The 15,261-nt window shown below is 74.4% G+C and carries 13 protein-coding genes; 2 read left to right on the plus strand and 11 right to left on the minus strand.

Features of this window, described 5'->3' with window-relative positions; genetic code table 11:
* Window positions 1–18 precede the first annotated feature (18 nt).
* The 7 genes from dnaK to ACWCQK_RS02575 all read right to left on the minus strand — a co-directional run bounded on the left by dnaK (window position 19) and on the right by ACWCQK_RS02575 (window position 9,158).
* Window positions 19–1,899 (minus strand): molecular chaperone DnaK, encoded by a 1,881-nt coding sequence (gene dnaK, locus ACWCQK_RS02545; protein WP_451151028.1) that lies wholly within the window; start codon window positions 1,897–1,899, stop codon window positions 19–21.
* A gap of 218 nt (window positions 1,900–2,117) precedes the next feature.
* On the minus strand, window positions 2,118–2,891 hold the full coding sequence (locus tag ACWCQK_RS02550) for a glycerophosphodiester phosphodiesterase family protein (protein ID WP_451151030.1): 774 nt from the start codon (window positions 2,889–2,891) through the stop codon (window positions 2,118–2,120).
* Window positions 2,892–3,122: 231 nt separating this feature from the next.
* Complete coding sequence (locus ACWCQK_RS02555; protein ID WP_451151032.1) at window positions 3,123–3,548, minus strand: OsmC family protein; 426 nt, start codon at window positions 3,546–3,548, stop codon at window positions 3,123–3,125.
* Between the two features lie 65 nt (window positions 3,549–3,613).
* On the minus strand, window positions 3,614–5,404 hold the full coding sequence (locus ACWCQK_RS02560; protein ID WP_451151034.1) for a vWA domain-containing protein: 1,791 nt from the start codon (window positions 5,402–5,404) through the stop codon (window positions 3,614–3,616).
* Window positions 5,401–6,462: an ATP-binding protein gene (locus ACWCQK_RS02565; protein WP_451151036.1), complete on the minus strand. Its 1,062-nt coding sequence runs from the start codon at window positions 6,460–6,462 to the stop codon at window positions 5,401–5,403. Before ACWCQK_RS02565 ends, ACWCQK_RS02560 begins: the two co-directional genes overlap by 4 nt.
* A gap of 97 nt (window positions 6,463–6,559) precedes the next feature.
* Entirely contained in the window at window positions 6,560–8,644 is a 2,085-nt protein-coding gene (locus ACWCQK_RS02570; protein WP_451151038.1) for a phage holin family protein, read from the minus strand.
* Between the two features lie 82 nt (window positions 8,645–8,726).
* On the minus strand, window positions 8,727–9,158 hold the full coding sequence (locus tag ACWCQK_RS02575; protein ID WP_451151040.1) for a hypothetical protein: 432 nt from the start codon (window positions 9,156–9,158) through the stop codon (window positions 8,727–8,729).
* 84 nt (window positions 9,159–9,242) lie between these two features.
* Between ACWCQK_RS02575 and ACWCQK_RS02580 the strand changes: the two genes are divergently transcribed.
* Both ACWCQK_RS02580 and ACWCQK_RS02585 read left to right on the plus strand, forming a co-directional pair.
* Window positions 9,243–10,016, plus strand: a complete 774-nt coding sequence (locus ACWCQK_RS02580) for an MBL fold metallo-hydrolase (RefSeq protein WP_451151042.1) — start codon at window positions 9,243–9,245, stop codon at window positions 10,014–10,016.
* A 200-nt stretch (window positions 10,017–10,216) separates the two neighbouring features.
* Complete coding sequence (locus tag ACWCQK_RS02585) at window positions 10,217–10,855, plus strand: DedA family protein (RefSeq protein ID WP_451151780.1); 639 nt, start codon at window positions 10,217–10,219, stop codon at window positions 10,853–10,855.
* Window positions 10,856–10,891: 36 nt separating this feature from the next.
* On the opposite strand, the gene ACWCQK_RS02590 is transcribed toward ACWCQK_RS02585, so the two are convergent.
* The 4 genes from ACWCQK_RS02590 to ACWCQK_RS02605 form a co-directional block, all read right to left on the minus strand.
* The gene (locus ACWCQK_RS02590) at window positions 10,892–11,995 is read right to left on the minus strand and encodes an MBL fold metallo-hydrolase (RefSeq protein WP_451151044.1); all 1,104 of its coding nucleotides are present in this window, start codon (window positions 11,993–11,995) and stop codon (window positions 10,892–10,894) included.
* Window positions 11,992–13,239: an aminotransferase class I/II-fold pyridoxal phosphate-dependent enzyme gene (locus ACWCQK_RS02595; RefSeq protein WP_451151046.1), complete on the minus strand. Its 1,248-nt coding sequence runs from the start codon at window positions 13,237–13,239 to the stop codon at window positions 11,992–11,994. Before ACWCQK_RS02595 ends, ACWCQK_RS02590 begins: the two co-directional genes overlap by 4 nt.
* A 169-nt stretch (window positions 13,240–13,408) precedes the next feature.
* Window positions 13,409–14,422: a hypothetical protein gene (locus tag ACWCQK_RS02600; protein ID WP_451151048.1), complete on the minus strand. Its 1,014-nt coding sequence runs from the start codon at window positions 14,420–14,422 to the stop codon at window positions 13,409–13,411.
* Window positions 14,423–14,851: 429 nt separating this feature from the next.
* Window positions 14,852–15,157, minus strand: a complete 306-nt coding sequence (locus ACWCQK_RS02605) for a DUF6158 family protein (RefSeq protein ID WP_451151050.1) — start codon at window positions 15,155–15,157, stop codon at window positions 14,852–14,854.
* Window positions 15,158–15,261 lie beyond the last annotated feature (104 nt).

The raw sequence follows: 15,261 nt of genomic DNA on the forward strand, positions 1-15,261 counted from the left end.
GACCGGGCGCGGGTCCGCTCAGGCGGCGCCGCCCCTCGGGTCCCGGTCGTCGTCGACGATCTCCGCGTCGACGACGGCCTCGTCGTCCCCGGCGTCCCGGGCGTCCCGCGGGGCCTCGGTCTCGGTCGGGGCCGTCGGGGTCTGCTGCTGCGCCCGGGCGTACATGGCCTGGCCCATCCGCTGGCTGACCGTGGCCAGCTTCTCGACGCCGTCCCGCAGGGCGTCGGTGTCGGCCTGCCGGTCCAGGAGTCCCTTCAGCTCGCCGATCGCCGACTCGACCTCCGCCCTGGTGTCGGCCGGGACCTGTTCCGTGTTGTCGCGCAGGAACCGCTCGGTCTGGTAGACGAGTTGCTCGGCCTGATTGCGGGTCTCGGCGGCCTCCCGGCGCCCCCGGTCCTCCTCGGCGTACTGCTCGGCCTCGCGCATCATGCGGTCGATGTCGTTCTTGGGCAGTTTGGAGCCTCCCGTGACGGTCATCTTCTGCTCGCGGCCGGTGGCCAGGTCCTTGGCGGAGACGTGCATGATCCCGTTGGCGTCGATGTCGAAGGCGACCTCGATCTGCGGGACGCCGCGCGGGGCGGGCGGCAGACCGGTGAGGTCGAAGACACCGAGCTTCTTGTTGTAGGCGGCGATCTCGCGTTCACCCTGGTAGACCTGGATGCCGACCGAGGGCTGGTTGTCGGTGGCCGTCGTGAACGTCTCCGAACGCCGGGTCGGGATCGTGGTGTTGCGTTCGATCAGCGTGGTCATGATGCCGCCCTTGGTCTCGATGCCGAGGGACAGCGGGGTGACGTCGAGGAGCAGGACGTCCTTGACGTCACCGCGGATGACACCGGCCTGGAGCGCGGCGCCCACGGCGACGACCTCGTCCGGGTTGACACCCTTGTGCGGGTCCTTGCCGGTCAGTTCACGGACCAGGTCGGTGACCGCGGGCATCCGGGTCGAGCCGCCGACGAGGATCACGTGGTCGATCGCGGAGAGCTTCACACCGGCGTCCTTGACGGCCTGGTGGAAGGGGGTCCGGCAGCGGTCGAGCAGGTCGGCGGTGAGTTCCTGGAACTGGGAGCGGGTCAGCTTCTCGTCGAGGTGGAGGGGGCCCTCGGCCGACGCGGTGATGTAGGGCAGGTTGACCGTCGTCTCGGAGGACGACGACAGTTCGATCTTGGCCTTCTCCGCGCCCTCGCGCAGGCGTTGCCGCGCCATCTTGTCGTTGCCCAGGTCGACGCCGTACTGGCCCTTGAAGCGGGCGACGAGATGCTCCACGACCCGCTGGTCCCAGTCGTCGCCGCCGAGGTGGGTGTCGCCGTTGGTGGCCTTGACCTCGATGACGCCGTCGCCGATCTCCAGGAGGGACACGTCGAAGGTGCCGCCGCCGAGGTCGAAGACGAGGACGGTCTGCTCCTCGCCGCGGTCGAGCCCGTAGGCGAGGGCGGCGGCGGTCGGCTCGTTGATGATGCGCAGCACCTTCAGGCCCGCGATCTCGCCGGCCTCCTTGGTGGCCTGGCGCTGGATGTCGTCGAAGTGGGCGGGCACGGTGATCACGGCGTCCGTGACGTCCTCGCCGAGGTAGGCCTCCGCGTCCCGCTTCAGCTTCTGGAGGACCCGCGCGGACAGTTCCTGGGCGCGGTAGCGGGTGCCGTCCACCGCGCCCTGCTCGGGGAACCGCCAGTCGGGGGCGCCCATGTGCCGTTTGACGGAACGGGCGGTGCGGTCGACGTTGGTGACGGTCTGCCGCTTGGCGACCTCACCGACGAGCACCTCGCCGTTCTTGGCGAAGGCCACGACCGAGGGGGTGGTCCGCGCGCCCTCGGCGTTGGCGATCACGGTGGGATCTCCGCCCTCCAGTACGGCCACCACCGAGTTGGTGGTCCCCAGATCGATCCCGACCGGACGTCCCATCGTGCTCCCCTTCCGCCAGGAAACCTCGCACTCCAGAACAAATCGTGAGGGGGCGGTTGTCAATGGCACGGTCGCCTCTTCCGGACCCCCGTCCCAAGGCCCCTCGCAGAAAAGGCCGTTGGGCGCCAGGGCATGGCGGCCGTCGTCCTCGGGGCGAGGGCGGACGAGCCGGCCCGACGCGGCACGACGGCCGCCCCATCGCCCGCCGGCCGATGGACTCAGGGCTTCGGCCGCTCCGCCGCGGCCAGTTCGGACCGGTCCGGGTCCGGGCGCTCGCCGCGCAGCTGAACCGCCCGCCGGGGCCGGTCCGTGATCAGTACGTCCACGCGAGCATCGCCCAGAAAGGCACGCAGGGCGGGATCGTCGTTGACCGTCCACACCATCGTGAACAGTCCGTTGCGGTCCGCCTCGCGCAGCACGTTGGCGCGGGCCAGCCGCTGGTGCACGGCCACGCCGTGGGCACCGCAGGCCCGCACCCGGCGCAGGGGGAACAGCTCGCTCAGCCGGGTCGCCGCCAGCCGGGCCGACCCCACCTCCCTGCGGTCGCGGCCCAGGGACAGCGCGGTGCGCACGCCCGGGAACGCCTCGGTGATCGCGGCGACCGAGCGGTCCTCCAGGGTCGTGGCGACGAACCCGTCCACCCCGAGCAGGGCGACGGCCCGGTCGATCAACTCGCGCTCGTGACCGACCTCCTTGAGGTCGAGGTGGCCCACCAGCTTCCCGGCGATCAACGCCATCACCTCCTCGACGGCGGGGACCCGGTATCCGGCGTGTTCGTCGAGCTCGGTGTGGGTGAGCCGGGACAGCGGCCGGCCGCTGTGGCCGACCCGGGCGTCGTGGTGGACGACGTACACGTCGTCGGCCGTGCGCCGGATGTCGAACTCGACGTACTCCGCGCCCGACGCGAGGGCGTCCTCGTAGGCCTGCCAGGTGGCGGGGCCGAAACGTTCGGAACCGCCCCGGTGGGCGGAGACGGCGGGTCGTGGCGGCATCGCGGTCGACTCCCGGGGGGATTACGGGGAGGGGGCGGGCAGGATGCCCCGTCCGACGGGCTGGTCCGGGAGCGGGCCGGAGCGGCGGTTTCCCGCGCCGCTCCGACGGGTCGCGGACGACGCCGGCGCGGCCTCAGGGGCGACGCGTCGGGAATCGCCCGGCCCCCGACGGACGCTCGCGCGGACCGCCCGCCGGGGCGGCCCGCGCGAGCGGACGGGTGGGGCGCCGGATCAGGCGAGCTTCGCCGACAGGGTGATGGTGGTTCCCGTGAGGGCCTGGCTGACCGGGCAGTTCTTCTTGGCGTCCTCGGCGGCGGCGACGAACGCGTCGTTGTCGAGGCCGGGGACGGTGCCCTCGACGGTGAGGTGGATGCCGGTGATGCCCTCACCCGGCTGGAAGGTGACGTCGGCCGAGGTGACGAGCTTGGTGGACGGGGTGCCGGCGCCGGCCAGGCCGTGCGACAGCGCCATGGAGAAGCAGCTGGAGTGGGCGGCCGCGATCAGCTCCTCGGGGCTGGTCTTGCCGTTGGCCTGCTCGGCGCGCGACGGCCACGACACCGGCTGCTGGCCGATGCCGGAGGAGTCGAAGGTGACGACTCCGTTGCCCTCGAGCAGGTTGCCTTCCCAGACGGTGTGTGCGGAGCGCGTGGTTGCCACGGTTCTTCCTTTCGCGTGGATTCCCCGGCAGGGGATGCCTGCGCACCATCCGATCACATTCCGGCTCAGCGCACCCGGAACACCGGTCCGCGCGCGGTGAACGGCAGCCGGGCCCCCTGCGGGATCAGGTAGGCGTGCTCGCGCCGCACCCGCAGTACGTCGCACCAGCCGTCGGTGATGACGAGGACGGGCGCGCCGGGCGGGAAGTCGTCCGCCCGGTGCAGCAGGTCGATCCCGGGCTGAAGGACCGTGCCGCCGCGCCCGTGCACCCGGACCCGCCCGGCGATCTCGGTGACCGGGAGATAGCCGGCGTCGTGCGGGGCCGCGTCGCAGAAGACGACGCGTGCGGCCGGTACGTCACGGGCCTCGGCGTAGGAGGCGATCGCGCCCAGGGCCTTGCCGAGCACGACGCGGTCCATGGAGCCCGAGGTGTCGAGGACGACGCCGAAGGTGCAGCGGGCGATCTCCTCGGGCGGGAAATGGCGCCCGGCACGGGGGATGTCGGGGGTGGCGGACTGGCGGCGCGAGGGACGGGCGTAGGAGCGCACGGGTTCGGGGCGGGGGACGAACTCGTCGAACCAGCGCGCCAGTCGGGCGTCCCAGGGCAGCGGGGGGTGGCTGAGGGCACGGATCTCCTCGACCAGGCCGCCGGGCAGGAAACCGCGCTCCTGCCGCTGGTGCAGGTCCAGGCCGTGGGCGAGGCCGCGGCGGTAGAACGCGTCGAGGTCGACGTACTCGCGGGGCGCTCCGAGCGGGCCGCCGAGCACGTCGCCGACACCCTTGCCGCGCAGGGTGGCCAGCCGGCGCGTCCGGCGCAGGTCGCCGGCGATCCGGTCGTAGACCTCCTCGGCGGACAGGCCGGCCAGGTCGGGGTCGTACAACAGTCCCTCGGGCATGGTGCCGACCTGCATGTCGCACAGCCAGCCGTTGATGACGTAGTCGCAGGCGACGTTGAAGAGGAACGGGTCGCGGGCGCCGCAGCGGTCGCCGTGGCGCAGCGCGGCGTGCAGCATCTCGTGGGCGAGGACGAACCGCCATTCCTCGTCGCCGAGGTGGCACAGGGGGTTGACGTAGATCTCGCCGGCCTCGGCGTCGACGGCGGCGATCGCGATGCCGTGGGCGCGGGCCAGTTCGGCGTCCGCGACCAGCTTGATGCCGGCCGCGATGCCGCCGAGCAGCGGATAGGAGGAGACGAACCAGCTCAGGGCCTCCGCCCAGGGCCGCAGCCGGGTGGGGCCGCCGTCCATGGAGTCGCGACGGCCGCCGGCCAGGTCCATCGCGGTGGCCATGGTGCGGGTGAGGGCGTGCGCGAAGGTGAGCTGCCAGTCGGTGGGCGGCGTCCGGTCGGTCCAGGGCACGAGCAGCTGGTCGGGTTCGCCGCCCGCGGTGCCGCCCTGCTCGTAGGCGGGCGGCACGCCGTCGCGGCGCCAGCGGGCGGTGAGCTGTTCCTCGTCACCTCCCGGGTACGACAACGGCAGGTGGTCCGGGGCGCGTCCGACGGGGAAGGTCAGCAGGAAGCGGTTGACGACCGTGCAGCGGGCGGCGAGGAGGGCGCGGTCGGGTTGTTCGCGTTCGCCCCGCTGGGCGGGCACGTGTCCGAAGCCGAGGTGGATGAGGCCGTGGGCGATGGCCCAGGCCCACTCGGCGGGCTCGGCGCGGCGGTTGGGGTGCAGATGGAGGCGGCCGCCGGAGGTGACACGGACGAGGCCGTCGCGGGGTGCGGCCGGGCAGTCCTTCTCGCGGCACAGGTGGGCCCCGAGCGCGGCCAGCGCCGGGTTGGCCCGCACGAGCTGGACGCCCTTGGCGCAGTCCTCGGCCGCCGGATCAGGCTTCTTCTCGCGCGGTGCGCGCCTCATCGGCGCGCCTCCACCAGCCGGGGCATGTCGCGGGCGGCCTCGATGAGGAACCAGGCGGGCAGGACGGGGTTGCCGTCGGCGTCCGGGGCGATGACACTCTGCGCGACCTCGACGGAGATCTCGGCGAGCCGCACCAGCAGCGACTTGGCGGTGTACGCGGTCTGCCGGCCGTTCGCCGACAGGTGCTCCTTGCTCGCGGGGAGTTCCTTGACGAGCCGGCCGCGGAAGGACTCGGCGAGGTAGTAGAGCAGGTCGCGGTCCTCCTGGCGGTTCGGCCAGCCGGCGTCGCCCCTGAGGATCGCCTCGATGCCGAACCGGCTCCGGACGATCTTGACGTAACCGCAGAAGGCGACGGCGTGCGCCGGGGTGAGCGTGCCGTGCGCGACGACCTTCAGGGTGTCCTCGTCGAGGTCACGGCCGAAGGAGTGCAGCGCGTCGGAGAGCATGTGCCACGAGCGGGGCGTGGAGAACGGCTCCTCGGTCTTGGGCGGCTTGGACCACAGGTGGTCGGGCCGGTCGGTGAGGTGGTCGAGGATCCAGGGGTGGATGCCGTGGGCGGCGGCCCAGCCGAGCCAGTCCTTGGCGGAGGCCTCCAGGTGCACGTGGGCGAGGCGGTTGACGAGCGCGGAGGCGATCGGACGGGCGAGGGCGTTGTCGGTGGCCCGGTTCCCGGCCCCGATGACGATGGAGCCCTCGGGCAGTTCGTAGCTGCCGATGCGGCGGTCCAGGATCAGCGAGTAGAACGCCTTCTGCACGTCCGGCGTCGCCGCGTTCAGCTCGTCCAGGAACAGGCAGTACGGCTCGTCGCGCGCGATCGTCTCCGGCGGACAGAACACCGAGCGCCCGTCCCGGATCTGCGGCACCCCGATCAGGTCCTCCGGCGCCAGCTGGGTGCCGAGCAGGCTCACGCACTCCAGGCCCAGCGACTCGGCGAACTCCCGGACGAGGGAGGACTTTCCGATGCCGGGGGCACCCCAGACGAAGACGGGCCGCACGGTGGCGAGACCGAGCAGCAGTTCCGGGATGCGGGAGGGCGTGACGGTGACGGCTGCCTGCAAAGCAAGCACTCCTTGCGGGGATCGGGGCGAGCGCGCCGATGCGCGCCGCCGGATGCGATCAGTGTGTGCGCAGGCTTCCGGCGGCGCAGCCGAATATTCAGGCGGCGCGCTCCTCCCGCCGCGGCCGCAACGGCACCTGCGGGCCGTCCGACTCGCGCAGCCAGCGGCGCAGGACCTGGTGGAGGTGCTCGGCGCCGACGAGTTCCGTGTCGCTCTCGACCGGCGGGGAGAAGGCGAGCGGGAACATCAGGAAAGGGCGGCCCTGGGCCCCGCCGAGACCGCCGTGCGAGCCGATCTGTTCCTCGAACGCGAGGACTTCGCCGTCGGCGGGTTCGTGGCTGGAGTTGACCATGATGTCGGCGGTGTGCGGGAAGGAGTGGGTGCGCCGCACGGCGTCGGCGGCGCCCGGTCCGAACACGGCGAGCGGGCCGGGATCCTCGTCGAGCCGGTCCAGCGGGATCTCGGCGCCGCGCGCGCCGAGCACCAGCCCGCCGTGTTCCTCGCTGCGCACGAGGAGGAAGCCGACGCCGGGATGGTCGGCGAGGGTCGGCAGCAGCCCGGGGTACCGGGCGTCGATCTCCTCCCTGGTCATGCGGTGCGGCACGGCGGGGAAGGAGACCAGGCCGAGGTTGCCGGAGGCCAGCACGATCGGCTCCGAGCGGCGGCCGGCCGGGTGGTGCCGTTCGCCGCTCTCCTCGACGGGCCGTCTCAGCGCGGCCCGGACGGCGGCCCGCGCCTCGGTGCCGCTGCGGGTGCGTTCGGCGCGGCGCGGTACGGGCAGTCCGCAGCCGGCCCGTACGAGGTCGCCGAGGGTGAGGCCGTAGCGGGAGCGGAAGGTCTCGCCCGGGCTCTGCCCGTGGTCGGACAGCACCACGACGCGGTACGGCCGCGGGGCGTGCTCGGCGACCTTTCCGATCAGCGCGAGGGAGCGGTCCAGGCGCCGCAGGACCTGCTCGGCGTCCCGGCTGCGCGGTCCGGAGTGGTGGGCGACCTCGTCGTAGGCGACCAGGTCGGCGTAGACGGCGGCGCGGCCGACGAGCATGTCGCCCATCACGGCGGCCACGACGACGTCCCGTTCGACGACCGTCGCGAAGGCGCGGACGAACGGGTAGAGACCGCCGCGCTTGACGCGCGGGCGCTGTCCGCGTGCGCGGGCCCGGGTCGACTGGACCATCTCGCGGCCGACCTCGGCGACGAAGGACAAGGCGGTGCGCACGGCGTTGGCGGGGTCGGAGAAGTAGGCGAAGTAGCCCGCCCGGGAGCGGTTGCGGCGGCCGCGGCGGGCGGCGCTGGACAGGACGAGGGCCTGTTCCTCGGCTCCGCCGCCGAAGAGGTTGCCGCGGCTGGCGCCGTCCAGGGTAAGCAGTCCGCCGTCGCCGGTGCGTTCGACGGCGCGCCGCTGGAGTTCGGCGGCGCTGGTCGGCCGGTTGCAGACCATCACCTCGCGGCTGTCCTTCTCGTACCAGCGGAAGGCGGGCACGTCGAAGTTGCTGGCGTGCAGGATGCCGAGCTGGCTGGCGCCGGTCTGGCTGGACCAGTCGGTGCGCCAGGGCGTCAGCCGGTGCGTGGTCGCGGCCGGGGTGGTGTCGGGTCCGGCGCCCAGCCAGGCGGCGACGGTGGGCATCAGGCCCTTGCCGACGGCGTCCACGAGCACGTCGTGGCCGACGCCGTCGAACTGGAGGAGGACGGTGCCGGGGGCGGCCGGGCACGGCGGGCGTCCTCTGCTGCGGCGGGCGGCGAGACGGCGGAGCCGGCTGCGGTAGGCGTCGTCGTCGCGTACGGCCAGGGCGGCGCCGGTGGCGGAGGCGACGGCGGACATCACGGCGGCGACGATGACGGCGGTCTCCGGGGCCGCCTCGCTGCTGCCGGAGGGGTTCAGGCGCAGGGCGAGCAGCAGGAGCGAGCCGTTGAGGAAGAAGACCAGCAGGCCCAGGACGAGGGCGGGGACCAGCAGCAGGAGCCGTACGAGAAGGGGCCACACGACGGCCGACAGGACACCGAAGGCGCCGGCGCCGCACGCGGCGGTGACGGCTATGCGGGTGGCGCTGTCACCGTCGGCGGACTGGAGCTGGAAGTCCGGCAGGATGCCCGCGAGGACGAGGAGGGTGACCGTGGAGACGGCCCACACCGCGATGCTCCGCCCGGCCTGGCCGACGACCCGTCCCCATCGCACGCCCCGCACACCTCACGTCCCGGTCCCACGCCGGCCGCGGGCTCTCCTCTCAGCGTGTCACAGCCCCGGTCCGTTCCGGCCGGGTCCCTCGTCACCGCCCGTCGTAGCCGGCCGTGGGCATCGACAGCCGCCGGTGCACCCGTGCCTTCATCTGCGCGTCGTACAGCGGTTCGGCCCGCCCCACCGTCTCGATCCGCACCCCGCGCCGCAGGGCCTCCTCGGTGAACGCCTCGACGGACGACAGCGCGCTCTCCAGCACCCGCAGGCTGGGCGCGACGAACAGGTCCGCGCCGGGCCGGACCCCGTCCCACAGCACACCGTGGTCGGGGCGCAGTCCGCACACCAGCAGTTCCCTGGCGACGACGTAGCCGCGCTCCGCGGCCCACCGCGCGCACATCGCGTGCTGGCTGCGGGAGTCCACCAGGAACGGGTCGGCGTCCAGTTCCTCCAAGGGTGTCAGGCTCGCGATCGCCGTCACGCGCACCGTGGCCGGCCCGCCGGAGGCGTCCCGCACCTCTTCCATGGCGTCCCCCCTCACCTCCGGGTTTCGCCGCCGACCCTACTCCTGCCCGTAGGCTTCGGGGAGTCGCGCGAAGGAGGCAAAGAGGTGCCGGTGGAGATCACCTGGTGGGGCCACGCGACCTGTACGGTCGAGGATTCGGGCGTACGCCTGCTCACCGATCCTCTGTTCGCCCGCCGTCTCGCGCATCTGCGCCGCCGCCGTGGCGCGCTGCCACCGGCCCACGCCCTGCGCGCGGACCTCGTGCTCGTCTCCCATCTGCACGCCGACCATCTGCATCTGCCGTCGCTGGCACGGCTCGCGCCGGGTACGCGCCTGCTGGTGCCCCGTGGCGCGCCGCGCGCCGTCCCCGGGTTCGGCCGGCTCGGCCATCTGCGGGTGCGTGAGGTGGAGCCCGGGGACGAGACGGTGCTCGGCGGGCTGGTGGTGCGCGCGGTGCCGGCCCTGCACGACGGGCGGCGGCTGCCGCTGGGACCGCGCCGCTCCCCCGCGCTCGGCTACGTCGTCGAGGGCGAGGCGCGCACCTACTTCGCCGGGGACACGGGCCTGTTCGACTCGATGGCCGAGGAGGTCGGGCCGGTCGACGTGGCGCTGCTGCCGGTGGGCGGCTGGGGTCCGTACCTCGGCGAGGGGCATCTGGACGCGGGCCGGGCGGCCGAGGCACTGGCCCGGCTGGCGCCGCGCAGCGCGGTGCCGGTGCACTACGGCACGTACTGGCCGATCGGCATGGACGCCGTGCGCCCCCATGAGTTCCACGCGCCCGGCGACGAGTTCGTGCGCTGCGCGGCGGAGCGTGCGCCCGGCGTGCGGGTGCACCGGCTCGCGCACGGCGAGAGCGTGCGCCTGGAGGTCGCTCGGTGATAGCTCCGGCCGTCGCGCTGCTGAGCACCCTGACCGCGTCGGCCGCGGCGATCGCTCCGGCCGCCGCGTCACTGACCGCCGTGTCGGCGGTCGCCGCCGTGCCGCTGACCGCCGTGACCGCCCTGGCCGCGAGTGGGTGGAGCGCGCTGTCCGCCCTGGCCGTCGCGTCGTCGGGCGCCGTGCCGTCGGCCGGTCCGGCCCTGCCGTCCGCGGCGACGGCGCTGGCCGCCGCCGTGCGGACCGTGCCGCCCGAGTCGACGCAGCAGGCCCTCGGCTATCCGTCGCTGTTCCTGCTGGTGCTGATCGGGGCGCTGGTGCCGGTGGTGCCGACGGGCGCGCTGGTGAGCTCGGCGGCCGTGGTCGCCGTGCACCAGACCGCTCCGCTCGCGTTGGCGGCCGTGTTCGTGACGGCGTCACTGGCGGCGTTCCTCGGCGATGCCACGCTGTACTGGCTGGGCCGGCGCGGGATGCGGTCGAAGAACGGTTCGCGCTGGCTGGAGGCGATCCGGGCGCGGGCACCCGAGGAGCGGCTGACGCAGGCTCAGGGGAAGCTGGCCGGTCACGGGGTCGCCGTCCTGGTGCTGTCCCGGCTGGTGCCCGCGGGCCGTATCCCGGTGATGCTGGCCTGCCTGATGGCCGACTGGCCGCTGTGCCGCTTCGCCCGGGGCAACCTGCCGGCCTGTCTGGCCTGGGCCGTGACGTACCAGCTGATCGGGATACTCGGCGGCTCGCTGTTCCCCGAGCCGTGGGAGGGCGTGGTCGCGGCGGTCGCGCTGACCGTGCTGGTCAGCGCGGCGCCGAGCGTGTGGCGACGGATACGCGGGACGGCCGGAGCCTAGGGCGTGTCCGGCCGTCGCGGGGGTCCCGGCCGGGAGCTAGTCGGAGCCGGCCAGGCTCGTCTGGGGAAGGATCCGGGAGCCTCCGATCGGCAGGTCCCACAGGTCGTCGCGGACCAGGCCGGCCTTCTCCCAGGCGGCCCGCACCCGGGACAGCGGTTCGAGGACCGGCTCGGCCGAGAGTACGAACGTGGCCCAGTGCATGGGGGCGAGCCGGCGGGCGCCGAGGTCCTGGGCGGCCCTGACCGCCTCCTCCGGGTCGCAGTGGACATCGCTCAGCCACCAGCGCGGGTCGTACGCGCCGATGGGGAGCAGGGCGAGGTCGATGCCGGGGTAGCGCTGTCCGATGCGGGCGAACCAGTGGCCGTAGCCCGTGTCTCCCGCGAAGTAGACGCGCTGCCCGTCCGGATCGGTCAGCACCCAGCCGCCCCACAGGCTGCGGCAGGTGTCGGTGAGGCTGCGCTTGGACCAGTGGTGGGCGGGCACGAAGTCGAAACGGACACCGCTCAGCTCGGCCGCCTCCCACCAGTCGAGCTCGGTGACGGTGGTGAAGCGGCGGCGGCGGAACCAGCCCCCGAGCCCGGCGGGCACGAACACCGGTGTGGCGCGCGGGAGGCGGCGCAGCGTCGGGGCGTCCAGATGGTCGTAGTGGTTGTGGCTGATGACGACCGCGTCGACGCGCGGCAGGGCGTCCCAGGAGACGCCGACCGGGGTGACGCGGGCCGGGGTGCCGAGGATGCGGCGGGACCAGACCGGGTCGGTCAGGACGGTCAGCCCGCCCACGCGCACCACCCAACTGGCGTGCCCCGCCCAGGTGACGGCGATGGTGCGGGTGTCCACCCGGGGCACCGTGCCGGATTCGTACGGCAGTCGGGGGATGTCGGCGAGGCCCTCCCTGCCGGGCCGGACCGAACCCTCTCGGGCGAAGCGCGCGAGAGCCTTGAGACCGGGCAGCGGGGCGGTCAGCCGGTCGTGGAAGGTCCGCGGCCAGTCCCGGCGCTCCCCGAGCGGCCGGGGTGCGGCGAGCGGCGGAGGCGGTGGCGAGGGGGCGAAAGGGGGCACGTGCCCCGGGGGACCGGTTTCCGGCAGGGCCGCACCGGTGTGTGTGCTCGTGGTGGTGGTCGACTCTGACTGTTGCGTCATCGAGGAGGCTCCCATCGCTGAGCGTCATCGCGGAGATCGTCGAAGACCGATCTCAGGTTGATCAACGCGCGTTGCACGTGCGGCAGTTCCCACGGTGAGGGTGAATCGAGGCACCGCGCCCGCTCCTCGTGCGTGCCGCCCAGCAGCGGCGCGGTGGACAGGCGTACACGCAGTGCGGCGAGGTCGTCGCCGAAGCGGTGCCCGCCGGGGGCGGGCATGCCGAGCCGGCCGGCGAGGAAGTCCTCCAGTTCCTGCGCGTCCCCCACGCCGTGCGGGGCCAGCGCGGCCCGCAGCGGACTCAGGTCGGCGTAGAGGTGGCGGCCGGCCCTAGGCGGCCGGGCGAGCGCACCGGCCCCGACCACGGCGGCGTGCACGGCGGCGGCCACCCGCGCGTGCAGGCGTACGGCGGCGGCCACGCGCGCGGTGACCGGCCCGGGCTCGGCGAGGGCGTACCCGGCCGCCGCGGCGACCGGGGCCGCGACCCGGGCGCCCAGCGCGGTGAGCACGTCGAGCACGCGCGCGTGGAGGTCGTCGCCGGCGGCGCCCTCGGGGAAGCGGGCGACGGCGGCAGGCCAGCCGGGCGGCAGCAGCGCGCCGGCCAGGTCGCCGACCACGGTGACCCGCTCCGGCACCATCTCGGCGGGGCTGAACAGCACCGTCGCGTGCGGGTCGTGCACGGTGTCGCGCCAGGTCTCGTCGCTGACCAGGTGCAGTCCCTCCCCCGCGGCGGCCTCCACGGCCTCGTGCAGCACCTCGGGCGGGGCCACGGTGGCGGTCGGGTCGTCGGCGACGGACAGCACCAGCAGCCGTGGGTCGCCGCCCTCCGCGCGGACCCGGCGCACGGTCTCCAGCAGGGCGTACGGATCCGGTACGCCGCCGCACTCGGCCGGGGTCGCCACATGGAACACGGGTCTGCCCAGCAGCCGCGCGTACGGGGCCCACCAGGCGGCGCAGGGCCGCGGCACCAGTACGTCGCCCCCCAGCGCGGCGGTCAGCGCGACGAGCAGCGCCGGCGCGCCCGGCGCGACGGCGACGCGGCCGGGCTCGGCGGCCAGTCCGCGCCGGGACCAGTAGCCGCACGCCGCCTCCCGCAGCGCGGTACCACCGCCGACGGGTTCCGTACGGGCCCTGGTCGCGGCCGCGGCGAGCACCTCGGACAGTTCCGGGAGCAGGGGCAGCCCGTCGTCGGGGAAGGGGGGCCCGTAGCGGACCGGGCCGTGGCCTTCCGGGTCCGTCCGCCACATGCGTACCTCCGCGCAGTTCTGGTGCCCTCTGCCACCGCTGGGGTGCCTCGTGCTCTCGCGTCCCTTCCGGCCTCGCGCGGGGATCGTGCCCTCAGGGAGGTCGGGTACCCCTCCCGCCGCACAGTCATGACCGTCCGCTCCCGTCGCTCCCGTCACACCGTGGAGCGGGTCAGTTCTCGCGGGTGGGTTCACGGCGCCACAGCCGGTGGGCGGCGGCGCCGAACGCGCCGGCGACGAACAGGCCACCGGCGACCAGCGCGGGCAGGGACCCGGTGAGGGAGCCACCCTGACCGGCCTCCACGCCGTGCTTCGCCCCGGCACCGTCGCAGGTGCCGGGGCGCCCGTCGGCGCGCGGATCCGCGCACGACCGGCCACCGTCCTCGTCGGTGTCCGTATCCGTGTCCGTGCCGCTGCCTTCGCTCTCCTTGACGCCGTCGACGGTGTTCTGCTTGCCGGTGTCACCGCCGCTGTCCCCGACCGTGGCACCGGCGTCGGCTCCCGCCGTGGCGCCGCCGGACACGCCGGTGCCGGTGCCGGTGTCGGTGCCAGTGCCAGTGCCGGCGTCCTTGGCGCTGCCGCTGTCCTGGCTCGGTACGGCGCTGGCCGTGACCGTTACGCCGCTGTCCTGGCCCGGCACGGCGCCGGTCGTGACCGACACGCCGCTGCTGGCGCAGGCCGACGTGCCGTCCTGTGCGGCGCACGTCCCGCTGTCGGCGGCGCGGTCCACGGTGAACTTCGCGTTCCAGGCCTCGCCCTGTTCGCCGGCCGCCGCCGGACAGGTACCGCCGACGGTCGACGCGGAGTCCGCGGCACTCACGGAACCCGTGGCGCCCAAGGTGCCCAAGGTGCCCGCGCTCGCCGTGTCCTGCGGGTCCTTCGTCTCCTGGACGGCGGTGATGCGGGCCGTGCCGCGATAGGTGGTTCCGGACGAGCCGGCGTCGGCCGTGGTGACCCGGGTCAGCTCGACGGTGCCCTGGTCGAAGGCGGGTGAGGTGGCGTCGATGGTCCCGGGCGGGGAGCCGGCCGGGACGGTGCAGGTGACCGAGACGGTGACGCTGCTCCCCGGGGCGGGGCTGCCGGGGCTGACCTGGGCGACCGGGTCCGCGAGGGCGGTCGGCGCGCCGTGGGCCAGGCCTGCACCGGCCAGGGCGACGACGGACAGGAGGCGGGCGGTGCGACGCATGAGGCGGGCTCCTTCGGCCTGACGGCTGTCGGGACACTCCGGTCGTGCCCCGCAGTCATCACAGCCCGCCCGGCGCCGGGCCGCGCGCGGCCGGACCCCATTGGCGGGACACCGCGGGGCCGACCGGGTGAAGAAGCCGACGCCGACCGCGACCCGGCCCCGGTCGCGGGGAAGTACGCGACGGACGCCCCCGGTGCCTCTCCCGCCACACCCCGCCGCGCGTCACACGCCCTCCCGCATCACCTGGTCCCGGAGCCGGTCGCGGCGCGGGTGAAGGTGGGCGAGCAGGGCCGCGCCACGCCGGTCACGAGGCGCGGGCCGGACGACCTCCAGGCATTCCGCGCGGCGTTCCTGGACGTACTCGCGTCGCGGCAGGCCGCCTGAGGCAGGGCCGCCGTGAGGCGGCGCGGCGAGGGCCGCGGTGGTGTGTCAGGCGCCGCGCTGACCGGCTCCGGGGCCCCACTTGCCCACCGGGGTCGCGCCCCCGGTGCCCCCGGCGCCCGCGGCGCCCGCGGCCGCCCGGTCCCGGGCGCCGTCGCGGGTGCGGCTCGGTGACACGAAGCGGCGGGGGTTGCGCCGCAGGTATTCGCCCTCCAGCTGTGCCATGCGGTGGTTGTGGGTGCGCAGCGCGTCGTTGGAGCCGTGCAGCAGGGTGTCGTGGCGCGTGCGGTGGATGTTCTCCAGTTCCTTCATCAGCTGCTGGTCGTCCAGTCGCGCCGGGTCGACTCCGCTCATGGTGAAACCCCGCTCGTCGTGTCCGTCCCGGCGGCCCGGGCGGCCGCCCGTGAGCGGTCCCCCGAGCGGATCCGGGAGGGAACCGTGGAACTCACCTCTTCGCT

This window comes from Streptomyces sp. NPDC002306, from assembly GCF_053593435.1.